Source organism: Psychrobacter sp. R86515, assembly GCF_042466315.1.
GTDB lineage: Bacteria > Pseudomonadota > Gammaproteobacteria > Pseudomonadales > Moraxellaceae > Psychrobacter.
Window position 1 is genome coordinate 1,090,675 of record NZ_JAXHCC010000001.1, and the last position, 14,836, is coordinate 1,105,510.

10 protein-coding genes are annotated in these 14,836 nt (G+C 43.4%); 7 read left to right on the forward strand and 3 right to left on the reverse strand.

Features of this window, described 5'->3' with window-relative positions; translation table 11 throughout:
- Positions 1–13: 13 nt before the first annotated feature.
- The 4 genes from SJY28_RS04645 to pgsA all read left to right on the forward strand — a co-directional run bounded on the left by SJY28_RS04645 (position 14) and on the right by pgsA (position 6,384).
- Positions 14–1,252, forward strand: coding sequence for an ABC transporter substrate-binding protein (locus tag SJY28_RS04645; protein WP_379543611.1), 1,239 nt, complete (start codon positions 14–16; stop codon positions 1,250–1,252).
- Between the two features lie 414 nt (positions 1,253–1,666).
- Positions 1,667–3,628, forward strand: a complete 1,962-nt coding sequence (gene acs / locus SJY28_RS04650; protein WP_379543612.1) for an acetate--CoA ligase — start codon at positions 1,667–1,669, stop codon at positions 3,626–3,628.
- A gap of 277 nt (positions 3,629–3,905) precedes the next feature.
- Positions 3,906–5,102: an NAD(P)/FAD-dependent oxidoreductase gene (locus SJY28_RS04655; RefSeq protein ID WP_379543613.1), complete on the forward strand. Its 1,197-nt coding sequence runs from the start codon at positions 3,906–3,908 to the stop codon at positions 5,100–5,102.
- A gap of 598 nt (positions 5,103–5,700) precedes the next feature.
- Entirely contained in the window at positions 5,701–6,384 is a 684-nt protein-coding gene (pgsA, locus tag SJY28_RS04660) for a CDP-diacylglycerol--glycerol-3-phosphate 3-phosphatidyltransferase (protein ID WP_057758088.1), read from the forward strand.
- 101 nt (positions 6,385–6,485) lie between these two features.
- Here pgsA and SJY28_RS04665 read toward each other — a convergent pair whose 3' ends face one another.
- Positions 6,486–6,980, reverse strand: coding sequence for a pyridoxamine 5'-phosphate oxidase family protein (locus SJY28_RS04665; RefSeq protein ID WP_379543614.1), 495 nt, complete (start codon positions 6,978–6,980; stop codon positions 6,486–6,488).
- 482 nt (positions 6,981–7,462) lie between these two features.
- On the opposite strand from SJY28_RS04665, the gene purL reads away from it, so the two are divergent.
- Both purL and SJY28_RS04675 read left to right on the forward strand, forming a co-directional pair.
- Positions 7,463–11,461: a phosphoribosylformylglycinamidine synthase gene (gene purL / locus SJY28_RS04670; protein WP_379543615.1), complete on the forward strand. Its 3,999-nt coding sequence runs from the start codon at positions 7,463–7,465 to the stop codon at positions 11,459–11,461.
- A gap of 216 nt (positions 11,462–11,677) precedes the next feature.
- Positions 11,678–12,076, forward strand: a complete 399-nt coding sequence (locus SJY28_RS04675) for an ACT domain-containing protein (protein ID WP_379543616.1) — start codon at positions 11,678–11,680, stop codon at positions 12,074–12,076.
- Positions 12,077–12,272: 196 nt separating this feature from the next.
- Here the strand turns inward: SJY28_RS04675 and SJY28_RS04680 are convergent, their stop codons facing one another.
- Together SJY28_RS04680 and SJY28_RS04685 are read right to left on the reverse strand one after the other, a co-directional pair.
- Complete coding sequence (locus SJY28_RS04680; RefSeq protein WP_379543618.1) at positions 12,273–12,674, reverse strand: hypothetical protein; 402 nt, start codon at positions 12,672–12,674, stop codon at positions 12,273–12,275.
- 184 nt (positions 12,675–12,858) lie between these two features.
- Positions 12,859–13,263 (reverse strand): hypothetical protein, encoded by a 405-nt coding sequence (locus SJY28_RS04685; RefSeq protein WP_379543619.1) that lies wholly within the window; start codon positions 13,261–13,263, stop codon positions 12,859–12,861.
- A 354-nt stretch (positions 13,264–13,617) separates the two neighbouring features.
- Between SJY28_RS04685 and SJY28_RS04690 the strand changes: the two genes are divergently transcribed.
- Positions 13,618–14,562 (forward strand): STM4504/CBY_0614 family protein, encoded by a 945-nt coding sequence (locus SJY28_RS04690; protein ID WP_379543620.1) that lies wholly within the window; start codon positions 13,618–13,620, stop codon positions 14,560–14,562.
- Positions 14,563–14,836 lie beyond the last annotated feature (274 nt).

Below are 14,836 nucleotides of genomic sequence, written 5' to 3' on the forward strand. Positions count from 1 at the left end.
AAGGAGAAAGGCAATGAAATGGACATTCAAGACCACGCTACTAGCACTCACAGTCGGTACGATGGGTCTAGTAGGGTGTAGTGATCCAGAAACGACCGCAGCGACGGGCACTGATACTGAGGCTGCTACATCTACTTCTACAAGTGACATGCCAGTACAAGGCGTGACCGATACTGAGATTATCTTAGGCGGTGCAAATGATTTATCCGGTCCGTTTGCTGGATTTGGTAATCCTGCAGTCGCCGCAGCCAATATGTATTTTGATGAAGTGAATGCGGCAGGTGGGGTCAATGGACGAAAGATTCGCTATATCGTTGAGGACCATTCTTATCAAGTACCAAAGGCCGTACAGTCTGCGAACAAACTGGTCAGCCGCGATAAAGTGTTTGCGATGCTGATGTCGCTAGGCACACCACACAACTTAGCGAGTTTCCCTATTATGGATCGCGCCAATGTTCCTAGTATCATGCCGCTCACTTTTGCTCGAGCTATGCAAGAAGAAGGGGATTTCAATCGTCGTTATACCGCTGGTAGTACCTATTATGATTCAATAAAGTTAGGCATGGAGTACCTTATTGCCGAAAACAAAGTTAGCAATTTATGTGTCATGTATATCCCGTCAGACTACGGTGAAGAGACCAATGAGGCGGCTAAAGATATCAGCGATAGCAATCCTAACGTCACTTTAGTTCAGTCCAGCTCACATCGTCCTGATGAAACAGACTTTGCTGGGGCAATGGCCAAGTTAAAAGACGCTAAATGTGAGCTTATTGCCTTATCTCTAACCATTCGCGGCGCTATCACAGCGGTCGGTACAGCAAACGCTATGGGCTGGAGTGATGTGAAATTTATCGCTCCTGTAACGGGCTTCCATCCCGCAGTTGCAGCGGCACCAGGCGGCGCAAGTGAAGGCCTATACTCTGTATCGTACTACAATGATTTGGCACTAAGAGCGAATGAACCTGAGACTAAAGCTTGGGTTGAGAAGTTTGAAAAAGCCACAGGAGAGGAAGTATCAGCAGGTGCTATTCTTGGTTATCTAGCCGCTAAAGTAACCGTTGATGGTCTAAGCGCAGCAGGTCCTGACTTAAATGCCGACACTTTCAATAAGGGTCTAGAGACCGTCAGCTTTGTCGATGGGGTTACAGGATCTACAGTTGCCATCACGCCTGAGAGCCATGTCGCGATCAATGACATCTACTTGTCGCAAGTACAAAATGGTCAATGGAAAACGGTGACGCAGCTTAAATAATACGTCCTAGGTGTTTAGTGAATTTTCGATAGCAGCAAGCCATACATAAGTATGGCTTGTGTCGTTTATACGCTTTGGGTTTGGCAATAATTTCATTTTATATGTTAACTGTTTTACGATTATTTATAAGTCCAAAACCCTTCTCAATAAAAATAAGCCATAAGTCATAGACAATAAAAATTGACTGGAATAATGAGTCAATTTCCTTATAGCGACTAGATTATTTGTGCCTAAACATACAGATGTACAGTGAAATTGTTATGTTTGGCTTTTGATGTCTTGCAACCGTCACGCTTATTTGTCAAACTAACGATGAGTGTCACACATTATGGAAGATGACTCTTATCGCTTACATGGGGCGCGTCATAGACGTTTATCCGTGTAGGTCATAATAATTAAAAGGGACCCAATACTATGACTCAGAAATCATTTCCTATCTCAGCCGAGTTTATGGCTGCTGCCAATACCACACCTGATAAGTACCTTACAGACTACCAGCAATCTATCGAATCAGCCGAAGCCATTGATGCTTTTTGGGCGAAGCGTGCTGAGCTAATCGACTGGATAAAAAAACCAACCAAGGTCAGTAACGTCAATTATGACTTAGATGATTTTCGCATCAAATGGTTTGAAGATGGTGAGCTGAACATTTCAGTCAACTGTCTTGATCGTCACCTTGAAGAAAACCCATACAAGCCGGCTATCATCTGGGAAGGTGATCACCCTTCATTGCACAAAATCATTTCTTTTAAAGAGTTACATGAAGCTGTCTGCCGCTTAGGTAATTCATTGCGCAAGCTTGGCGTTGTAAAAGGTGACCGCGTAACGTTATATATGCCGATGATACCGGAAGCCATGGTAGCGATGCTGGCATGTGCGCGTATCGGTGCGGTGCATTCAGTGGTGTTTGGTGGTTTTTCTGCCGAGAGTTTGGGTAATCGCTTGATAGACAGTCGCTCAAAAGTTGTTATTACCGCTGATGAAGGTTTACGCGGCGGCAAGCACACACCGCTTAAAGCCAATGTTGATCACGCACTCGACATGGATGGCACTGAGAGTGTCGAAAAAGTCATCGTCGTTCATCGTACGGGTAACTCTATACCGATGAGTGGTCGCCGTGATGTGTGGTATCACAATTTGGTCGATGGTCAATCAGAGATCTGCGAGCCTGAAGTCATGAATGCCGAAGACCCGCTATTCTTATTATATACGTCTGGCTCTACTGGTAAGCCAAAAGGTGTAGTGCATACTACAGGCGGCTATATCACCTATGCTATCTCAACGTTCCGTGATGTGTTTGATATTAAAGAAGATGACGTCTATTGGTGTACGGCAGATGTGGGCTGGATTACTGGCCACACGTACTCAACCTATGCACCATTGGCCAATGGGACGACGACGGTAATGTTCGAAGGTGTGCCAGAGCATCCAACATGGGCGCGCATCGGTCATATTATCGATAAGCATGACGTGACTATCCTATACACTGCACCGACAGCCATTCGTGCAATGATGAAAGAGGGCGATGCTTTCGTTCGAGAGTCGGATCGTTCTAGTTTGCGTCTGCTAGGGTCAGTCGGTGAGCCCATCAACCCAGAAGCGTGGGACTGGTATTACAATGTCGTCGGCGATGGTAAATGTCCTATCGTCGATACATGGTGGCAGACCGAGACTGGTGGTATCTTAATGGCGCCAATACCAGGTACGGTCGATCTCAAACCGGGCGCGGCAATGACACCGCTATATGGTGTCAAACCAGAAGTCGTCGATAGTGATGGTGCGATTTTAGAAGGCCCTGCAGAAGGCAATTTGGTGATCAGTAGCGGTTGGCCAGGGCAGATGCGTACTATCTACAATGACCATCCACGCTTTTTGAAAACTTACTTTAGCGATTATCCGGGTCATTATTTCACAGGTGATGGCGCTCAACGTGATGAAGATGGGCATTACTGGATTACCGGTCGTGTCGATGATGTACTCAACGTGGCAGGGCATCGCTTGGGCACAGCAGAGATTGAAAGCGCCGTAGTTGCGCATCCTGCAACTGCTGAAGCTGCAATTGTCGGTATGCCTCATGAGATACGCGGTACAGGTATCTGTGCATTTATCATTCTAAAATCAGGTGAAGAAAAGACCAACGATCTAAAAGCAGAATTAAAACGCCATGTGCGTGCTGAGATTGGACCAATTGCTACGTTAGATGCTATTTATATGGTCGATGCACTACCAAAAACGCGCTCAGGAAAAATCATGCGCCGTATCTTGCGTAATCTTGCAGCAGGGCAATATGTGGGACTGGGCGACCTGTCTACGCTTGCTGATAGCTCAGTAATTAATGACTTGGTTGAAGAAGTCAAAGCGGGCCGTGGAGAGTAAGTCTGCTAACGACCCTGTATTGTTAAGGATAGTTATTCAGTACTAGCCATTAATATTTACATATCAAAGTTAAATAAAAGCCATGTTATCGAGAATAGCATGGCTTTTTTACGTAGACGATATTGATATTGAGTCACTTTGAAGGTTCAATAATACTAACAAGACAACATCGCTACCATTTTAATTGAGGATTAATTGACGAGCCACTCGGTACTTACTAGGCTAGATAATTAACATAGTAGCGACTCATAAATATTTTATAAGGTCTACTGTCATCATGACTGATCATGCTTCGTGCTCAACTGTTCTATCTGCCCCAAAAATCGCCATCATCGGTGGTGGCCTAACGGGATTGCTCACAGCAACACTATTAGAGCGTGCGTCAAACCAATCAAGCTCGTCATCTAACACACCGCAAATCACTATCTTTGAAAAATCACGTAGTGTAGGCCGTTTAGCGACCCGCTATCGCCGCGATAGTGAAACTGGTAAGAACTGGCAATGGTCGTTCGGAGCGCAGTTTTTCACTGCGAAAACTGCTGATTTTCAACAATTTATCGCGCCTTGGCTAGATACGGGGTTGCTACAGCCGTGGTGTGCCGAAGTGGTTGAATTAACCCCAGCAGATGACAATGGGCAACCGCCTAATATCCAAAGTAAAGAACAATGGGACGCGGTGCATGCGCGCTATATCAGTACACCGAAAATGACCGGTTGGGGCCGTGAATTGGCCGCCGCACTCAAGCACACGACCATAGTATTTAAGACGCGTGTCGCACCGCTTACTCAGTATTTGCAGTCTCAAAACCCGCAGCAGGCTCAGCATCAGATCCAGAAACAAACTTATAATCAAAACAGCAAGCAAACTGAGCTATTTGACGAAACTGGCGCCAGTCTGGGTTGGTTTGATTGGGTGATCTGCACAGCGCCAAATGGTCAGGCGGTAGAGTTGGTTGCAGATAGCGGCTTTACTCAACAAGACAAAATTACTAAACCGCAAATGCAAGCCTGCTATACGCTGATGCTTGGTTGGGATGATGTGCAAAAGCTACCTGAGACATTAAAGGGTCAGCTAGCACCGCAATGGGATGTCGCTTATTTAAATAGCGCTATTCTCGATAGGATATTCATTGAGCATCAAAAACCTGCCCATGATGAGCTACTACCAAGTGTCACCATACATGCACGTAATGACTGGTCAGAAGCCCATGTCGATGACGATATTGAGACAGTCAAAGAACAATTATTACAGGCGGCAAAACAAGCATTAAATTGGAATGAAGACAGCGCACCTAGTCAAACAGACTGCCATCGTTGGCGCTATGCAGCTACTATCGTAAATAAGGATACTGAAGAGTTGGGCATCTTAATCGATGCAACTAAGCAGTGGATCGTCAGTGGTGACTGGTGTGCAAAAGGTAATATAGAAAGCTGCTATCGAATGGCGCAGCAAACCGTTAGGGCAATCGTGTAAACGCAGTAAGCGTAATATCCATGCTCATTATTTTGCATCGTTTAACGATATTTAGGTTTAGCAAAACGTAAGCAAAAAAAAGGCCCACAGAGGAGGTACTGTGGGCTGAGGAAAACGGGTCATGTATTAGCTACACAGGCCGTGGTCAAGAGTTGTTGTAATTATTGGTGCTCTCTACTGTTATTTATAAGGGTAATAATTATCAATACAATAGGTAGAGATATTTACTTAGCTATTTATATTTACTGATATTTACTGATTTAAGTGTACAAGTGTTCTGGTACAGTCGCTATGATAGCGCAATTGAGTGCTGTCTGGCGGTTTTGGTTACAGTATATTACGTTGTAAAAATCAAAAACACGCCAAGACTGGTATGAAGCACTGGTATTTAGAGTAAGTAGCGGAGCTTTATGATGCAATTATTCATAAAGGCTTCTAATAATTTCAATAGCTTATGTCGATAGAAGGCCATCTAGACAATCTTGATGCCTTTCTTGATATCTTTGATAACTCAATCGCTGCAGAGATGGCATGACGCCTTGTCCGAAAAATGCTAAGCTATCTGCCATTATTATGTTCATATTAAACTGGGTTTGCCATGACTGACAGCACGCATTTGCATACGCAGGAAGAACCGCCAAGTTCGCAAAATACCAAGAGTATTTTTAACTTGCCTAACAACCTTACGATTGCGCGTATCTTAATGATTCCGCTATTTGTCGCGATTGCTTATTGGCCGCCCGCCATGGGTATTGGTATGCCTGCAATTTCAGACAATGTCATTGCGCGCGTTGGGATGAGCGAGTTTAGCGATAGCTTGTTGCGCCATTTATTATTGACCGGCGTCTTTATTATTGCCGCGATTACCGATTGGCTCGATGGCTATTTTGCTCGTAAACTAAATGTCATGTCAGCCTTTGGTCGATTTTTGGACCCTGTCGCTGACAAATTAATGGTAGCTGTAGCGCTCATCGTTCTTGTACAGTGGCATCCCAATATCATTATGGCGATAGCGGCTATCGTCATTATCTCGCGCGAGATCGCAGTATCAGCATTACGCGAGTGGATGGCGGAGTTAGGTAAGAGCACTAGCGTCGCGGTATCTTACGTTGGCAAACTAAAGACCACGTTTCAAATGGTAGCAATTACCGTACTACTGCTTAACTGGCAGTCGCTTGAAACCATCGGTTACGTACTAATGGTCGCCGCTGTAATACTTACTTTATGGTCGATGATGATTTATCTAAAAGCTGCTTGGCCTTATTTAAAGCAAAGCGGATAATTCCATAAAACGAAAATAATAAGCTTAAAACTTAGACAATAAAAAACGCCAGTCGCATTAGTCACTGGCGTTTTTGTTTTTACTGCTTAAATGCAGACAACTTATAGTGTCACTGAGTTGTTTTCACCTAAGTTGGTCGCTTTTTTGCCATCCATTACTGCAGCAGTGGTCATCTTAAACATATTGGCTACTGAGCTACCGCTTAACCAGTACTCTGCACCATGTGGGACGACTTTAATTAATTGGACATTTGGATCTTCTTTACCTTGCTCATAAAACGCATTGTAAATTGGCGACCATAGCTCGTCTAACTTCTCTTGGTCTTCGACCAGTTCTGCTTTACCGTTAATAGAAACATAATCTTTTGAATCTTGACTGACATAGGCCAAGTTTACTTGTGGGTCTTTTTCGATATCTTTGATAGTTTCGGTAGTCTTATCACCAATGAACCAAATCTCTTTTGCACCAATGCTTGTCTCGCTAGTCGTCATTGGGCAGGCGTGTAGATGGCCTTCATGAGTACGAGTGGTCATCATGGCAAATTTTACTTCTTTCACCAGCTCTTGTACTTTATCGATATGGTCTTGTCTACTCATAATAAATTTCCTTTTTTATAGTGTTTTAATTGGGCCTGTATAGCGTTGTTTTAATTAGCCGAATTGAACAGTTGATTATTTATAGTAATTTTTCTTTAGGCTAGATATATTTAACCGTTAAATAAAACTAAAAGTTAAACGTCATCGTCGCCTTAACAACTGAGACTAGAATACCGAGTTGTGACCCTACCTTTATATAGGTTCCCAGTAATGCGATGTGAGAGTTTGTAAGGAATATGAAGGTTAGGTAAAAATTGTGACAGCGTAGATTTGAGCGTTCTATTTTTCAATGGATTAATCAAAAACGATTTAGAAAGATACTTTTTTGAATTATCGATTCGCAAATAGTAAGTCGCGATAGAACGCAACTTATCGGCAATTTATATCGGTTTAGACCTGCTTATTACAGGTCTTCTTGTTATAATACCCAGACCATTTACTTAGCATGGCAGAGATGCCTTGATCTTACGGATTATGCCTTTATGATGACCATCGCCGGACAACCGTTTCTTACCGATTTTCAGACGCAGCAACTCATCAGTCAGTTTCAGCAAAAAACCGAGCTAAATGTCAGTCAAATAAGTACTCAGCAAGTGTATGTGCTATCACGAGAGCTATCTGGTGATGAACATAAAAAAGCGCTAGATCTACTGGCGGTTGACCAGTCAGCAACGCTAAATGCGCCGCAAGACAACCAACTACAAGTCATCGTTGGGCCACGTTTTGGTACGATATCGCCATGGGCAAGTAAAGCGACAGACATCTTTAATAACTGTGAAATCGAGATCAATCGTGTTGAGCGTGTTGTTGTTTATACGTTGACAGTTGATGGTGACGCAGGCGAAAAACTACCAGTAGACGCGGAGCAATTATTGTTTGACCGTATGACTCAGAGCTTGGTCTATGACTTGAGCGATGTCAGCAAATTGTTTGATGATCAAGCGCCTGCCTCATTGAACCATATTGATGTAATAGGACAAGGGCAGGCAGCGCTAGAATCGGCCAATACAGAGTTCGGCTTTGCGTTATCAAGTGAAGATATTGATTATCTGATGAATGCCTATGCCAATGAGTTGAAACGCAACCCAACTGACGTTGAGCTGATGATGTTTGCACAGGCCAACTCAGAGCATTGCCGTCATAAGATTTTCAATGCTCAGTGGACAGTTGATGGTGAAGTACAACCAAAATCATTGTTCCAAATGATTAAAAACACTTACCAGTCGAACCCACAAGGTATCTTGTCAGCGTACAAAGACAATGCTGCGGTCATGGCAGGGTCTGATGGCATGCGTTTTTATCCTATCCCAACCGACGCGATGGATGCCAATGCAATCCATCCTTACGACTTTCATCAAGAAAACATCGATATCTTAATGAAAGTTGAGACGCACAACCACCCAACGGCGATTGCCCCTTATTCTGGTGCGGCAACAGGTGCGGGCGGTGAGATTCGTGACGAAGGTGCGACAGGCCGTGGCGGTAAGCCAAAAGCGGGTCTAACAGGATTCCACGTGTCACATCTGCATATTCCAGAGCTTAGCGAAAAATGGGAGCAGTCAGGTCAATTGAGCACGCAGGATTATGGTACGCCAGATCGTATGGCAACCAGCCTTGAGATCATGACCGAAGCGCCATTAGGTTCAGCCAACTTCTCAAACGAGTTTGGTCGTCCAAATCTATGCGGTTACTTCCGTAGTTTTCAGCTAGATACCTCTGCGGCAAAAAACGGTAGCGAGATGCGTGGCTATCATAAGCCAATTATGTTGGCGGGTGGTTACGGCAATATCAAACGCAATCTGATTGAAAAAAATGCAATCACAAAAGGCGATTTGCTCATCGTCCTTGGTGGCCCTGCGATGCAAATCGGTCTGGGCGGCGGTGCCGCATCGTCGGTCGATAGTGGTGACCTTGATGAAGGCTTAGACTTTGCCTCAGTTCAGCGCGATAACGCTGAGATGGAGCGTCGTTGCCAAGAAGTCCTTGATCGCTGCTGGGCACTCGCTGGTGATAATGTCGATGTAAGCAATAACAGTAAAGATGGCAACCCAATTGTCTCACTACATGATGTAGGGGCAGGTGGTCTGTCTAATGCTATGCCAGAACTGGTCAATGACCATGAAATGGGCGCGCATCTGAACTTGCGTAAGATTCCATCATTAGAAGCTGGCATGTCGCCAATGGCCATCTGGTCAAACGAAGCGCAAGAGCGTTATGTGCTGGCGATTCGCCCAGAGAGCAAAGATCAGTTCGATGCTATCTGTGCCCGTGAGCGCTGCCCATATGCCATCTTGGGCGAGGCGACGGATATTCGTCAGTTAATCGTTGATGATGAGCTGTTGGACGAGCAACCAGTCGATATGCCGATGCAAGTACTGCTCGGCGGTACACCGAAAATGCAACGCAGCTTTGAGCGTACTGATAGCACGCTACCAGCATTAGAGCTTAGCGATGTGAATTTAGCCGAGTCAATCACCGATGTATTGCGTCACCCAACTGTGGCGAGCAAATCATTCTTGATTAGCATTGGTGACCGCTCTATCACGGGTATGGTCGTGCGTGATCAGTATGTGGGTCGCTATCAAGTGCCTGTATCAGATTGCGCAGTGACCGCTTCTGGCTTGGTGGCGCTAGATGGTCAGCCAATGACTGGCGAAGCCATGAGTGTCGGCGAGCGTACGCCTGTTGCGCTTATCAGTCCAAAAGCCTCTGCGCGTCTAGCAGTCGGTGAAGCGATTACCAACATCGCTGGTGCGCGTATTGCTCAATTGTCTGATATCACGATGTCAGCGAACTGGATGGCCGCATGTGGTGATGACGTAGAAGATGCTGCATTGTTTGACGCGGTACATGCCGTCGGTGAAGAGCTTTGCCCAGCACTCGGTATCGCTATCCCAGTCGGTAAAGACTCGCTATCGATGCGTGCTAACTGGACAGATAATGATAATGGTGAAAACCAAGACAAATCAGTCGTGTCGCCAATGAGTTTGGTGGTGACTGCGTTTGCCCCTGTGTTTGACGTCGCAAAAACGCTAACCCCTGAGCTAATCAATGGTGACAGCGCGTTTTACCGTATTGACTTGTCTAAAGGCAAGCTGCGTCTAGGTGGTTCAATCCTTGCGCAAACGCTTAGCCAACTAGGTAACGATTGCCCAGATTTAGCGCAGCCAAGCGATTTGGTCGACTTCTTTAACTTTGTCCAAGCGGGTAATGAGCAAGGCGTCATCAGCGCCTATCACGATATCGGTGATGGTGGTCTATTAGCGACTATCGCAGAGATGCAGTTTACTAGCCGTCAGGGTATCAAGCTGTCATTAGATGATGACAACTTACTGGGTCAGCTGTTCAGTGAAGAATTGGGCGCAGTCATCCAAGTATTGCCAGAAAACGTCGCGGCGCTCATGCAATTGGCAGAAGAATTTAACGTCAGCGATATGCTAAGCCTCGTGGGTCAAAGCTCTGAAGAAGATAGCCTACTGATCCAAACGCCAATGCTCATGGGTGACGACACTCTACGCTTTAGCCGTACTGAATTGCAGCAAGCGTGGACGCAGGTCAGCTATCAAATTGCGCGTCGCCGCGATAACCCAGCGTGCGTACAGCAAGAGTATGACTTGATTAGCGACGCGAGCCATAAAGGCCTAATCGCTGCGCCAAACTTTGATCTCAATCAAAAAGTTGAAGAACCATACTTAGCCAGTCGCGAGAGTAAACCAAGAGTTGCTATCTTGCGTGAGCAAGGCGTCAATGGTCAGACAGAGATGGCAGCAGGCTTTACCCAAGCTGGCTTTGAAGCGGTTGATGTACACATGAGCGATCTACTCAGTGGTCGTATCAATCTACGTGACTTCGACGGACTGGTCGCTTGTGGTGGCTTTAGTTATGGTGACGTACTCGGCGCAGGCTCTGGCTGGGCAAACTCTATCTTGTTCCATGACGAGCTACGCATGCAGTTTGTCCGCTTCTTTGCCCGTCCTGATACCTTCTCACTAGGTGTCTGTAATGGTTGTCAGATGATGGCTCAGTTAAAAGACCTCATCCCAGGTGCAGAAAATTTCCCACGTTTTGTCGCTAATAAATCCGCTCGATTTGAAGCGCGTACGGTCAATGTCAAAATCGAGCGTACCAAGTCTATCCTGTTCAAAGGCATGCAAGACAGTATCTTGCCAATCGCTGTGGCGCATGGTGAAGGCTACGCCACGCTAGACAACAACGAAATCGACGGTATGGCAAAACACGGTCAGCTTGCGATGCGTTATGTCGACAGCCAAGGTCATCCAACTGAGACGTATCCGCTCAATCCAAACGGTTCGCTCGGCGGTGTCACAGGTCTATGTAGCACTGATGGTCGCGTCACTATCATGATGCCGCATCCTGAGCGTAACCTAAAAGCCTATAACCACAGCTGGAAACCAGAAGAGTGGGACGAAGACGGCGCGTGGATGCGTATGTTCCGTAACGCTCGCGCTTGGTTGCGCTAGTCGCTAATCAGACTTCTAGTAATCGCTTATAGTTTTAGATAGCTGTTTTTTAAGATAAAAAGGTGGGCTTAGGCTCACCTTTTTTGTGTTTAAGAGTTGAGTGTTTGGAGATAAGGGTTAGCGTTTATACCGTGTTTTCACAAGTATAGGTAATGACACCCATGCTAAAATTGCGGTCAATAAAGACTAGCATTAAGCAAAATAAGGAAGAATAAAATGTCAGGAATTACAGATATCAATGAGCTATTGAGTTCGATGCAGCCAGCACTGGTTGATGAGTTATTTGTGTTTTGTACCGTAAAAGGTCAACTGGCCGAATACGTAAACTTAGCGCCAATTGCGACATTTGTAGAACCAGAAGGGCTGACTTTAGTTTTGACAAAAGACAGCGCTGATGAGGCAGATTTGCATTATGAAGGCGTGTTTCGGCAAATCACTCTGACAGTGCATTCAAGCCTAGAAGCGGTCGGTCTAACCGCGGCAATAGCAACCAAACTGACCTCAAAAGGTATCAGTGCTAATGTGATCGCTGCCTATTATCATGACCATATATTTGTGTCGGACGATAAGGCGGAGCAGGCACTATCAGCGTTAAAAGAGCTGAGTAATATATAAGGTGTTTTATAAGTAAGTGAGCTATTTCCCGCCTTCCACTTGTATCTGCCAGTCGGGGCTAAACAGCGCCTCTAAATAACCGTTTTATGATAAATTAGTTTTAACCTTAACGTTAGTCTTACCGGTGCGCTAGGCGAACCTTACGTACTGTAATGTTATAGAAGGTTTTATTGTATTACCACCAGACTAATACGGGTTATTTTTCCGAATCTTTTGCTATTTCTATAGCATGAAATTTTTTATCTAAGTCTTTTGAAATTCTGAGCATTTCGTATTGGATAAAATCACTCAAATGATCAAGAGGAGTGTATTTATTTAGGACTAAGTTGCTTTTTTTAAATTCAGGCAGATTTGACATGATTGAGAGGTATTCTTTGAGTCGCTCTGGGTGTGTTGTAGCACGTTGTAACTGCTTCACGAAAGCAAAGCAGAAAGCTTCGATATTCTTTTCATTATCATCATCGTTTAATTCTAAATAAATTTTTTCAGCAAGTTCTTTTTGAGACCAACTAAGTCGTTCGCAAACTCTCTTAATCTCTGAGATTAATTGCTTGCTCTCTTCCCTTTTTTCTGTTCTATTCTCGCTTGTTGTCCTCATTTGTCTTTTTCCATTAGTTAATATGGTTTTGTCCTCAAGGACATCTACTTAATTTAAAGGAGTAATAACTATGTTGAAATTTACTAATGTACAAGCAGCAAGAAACACGCCACCAAACGGCCCAAGCACTACAGGCAATCCTTCTGGTGGTGGTCGTGGTAACAATTCACCGCGTGGCAAATAGTTAGTAGCAAGCAGCAATATTTTTCCTAAAACGAGAAACAAATTGTTTCTCGTTTCCTACAATGTCACTTTGACTGATATCATCCATTGTTTTTTCTAATGCACATATGCACAGAGCGGTCTTTTCTTTAACAGAATCACGAGATAATGCATGGAGTCGACCAGAAGAGCAGGCACTGATTAACTCATATTCTGTTGCCATTGGGTATCGATCATCTGATATAAATTTTCCAACTTCATACCCTCCAAATGCAGATAAAGAGATAACGAAAGAGGTTAATATAATTGGCTTTTTAAAATGCTTGTAAAAATATCCCTCTAGTGTTTTGTTACAACTCGCACATGCTATATTATTTTCATACTCTATTTGATTAATCTCTTTACAGGCAGGACATTCGATCTGCATGTTTTTTCCTTGTACTGGTTTGATATCTAAAAAATACACTTTAGACAAAATGAGTTGAGTAAGATATAAAGCTTTTTGACACTTTTAGTTGCTTCATTAAGAGTGACTAAGTTCGTTTAGAATACTATTATCGATAGCTATTTTTTAGAATAAAAAGGTGAGCACGAAGCTCACCTTTTTTGTTTTGAAGTAAAAATCTAATGGTTTAAGACAAAAATATAATCTTCCATACTACAGCTTCAAAAAGAGTCTATTATTGAGTTTAAAGGATAATACTATGACTTTCAAATTTTGTAATATAACGATTAAATACTACTAATATTTTAAATTGAAAATTACTATAAGAGAAAATATATGGCTATAACAGATTTATATTTTAAGCGTCGTATGCGTGAACGAGGCGAGTATAGTGATGTTTATCAGTATGATGAGCTACCTCAAAAATTTAGAGTACAGATTGTTCATATTTGGAAAGAAACAATAGAAACAGATTTACCAATAAGGCAATATCATACTACAAGCTTAGGCGGCAGTAGCAAAGCTTCAAGAGAAGCATATGAGACAGTGCATAACATTCTATTAAAAGAACTTGGACTATTCGAGCTACCTGTTAAACATGAATCATATGACGGCTATTTTCAGAAAGTTTCAAAGTATTTTTTGAGTGTTGACGATGTCGAACTGGCTTTAACTGTATTAGAGTTGATGTGTCAAATAATACTCTTGTATCAAGGTAAAGATCTTGTAGATTATAGCGAATCTGAAGCGATTGAAGAAACAAATACGAGGCTTAAAGAACATGGTATCGGTTATCAGTATGAGAATGGACAAATTATACGAGTAGATTCGCAACTGATTCATGCTGAAGTGGTAAAACCTGCTCTAGAGTTACTCAATAAATCGATGTATAAAGGAGCGCAAGAAGAATTCTTGAAAGCTCACGAGCATTATAGACATGGTGATTACGGAAACGTACTAAGCGAATGTTTAAAAGCTTTTGAAAGTACTATGTTAACCATCTGCGATACTCAAGGGTGGGAGTACGATAAAAAAGCTACGGCTAGTACGCTTGTTAATATTTGCATGGATAATAACTTGATCCCCGATTTTTGGCAAAGTCACTTTAACTCTCTTAAAAGTCTATTAACATCTAGTATAGCAACACCTAGAAATAAGCTTGGCAGCCATGGTAAAGGCAATAATGAGAAAGTAATTCCAGAGTATTTAGCAAGTTATATACTTCATATGACAGCATCTACAATATTATTTCTTGCGAAAGCGGAACAAGCTTTAGAGTGACTCCTTGGAAAGGAAGGTTATATTCTTGCGTGTAAATAATACGAAGAAGACATATCATTTGGTTACTGAACCCTTGCTTTTGGCCAGTAAAAATAGATTATTGGAATCCAGTGAAACAATAGTTTTGCAATAAAACTACTACTTATCCTCTGAACACTTTTTAGCCTCAGCTATCAACTCATGAATCTTAGCACTTCTTAACATCAAAAAAAACGGCACTGAAATCAGTGCCATTTTATAAGTCGTGACGACGTAAACTCTAACCATGATTTCT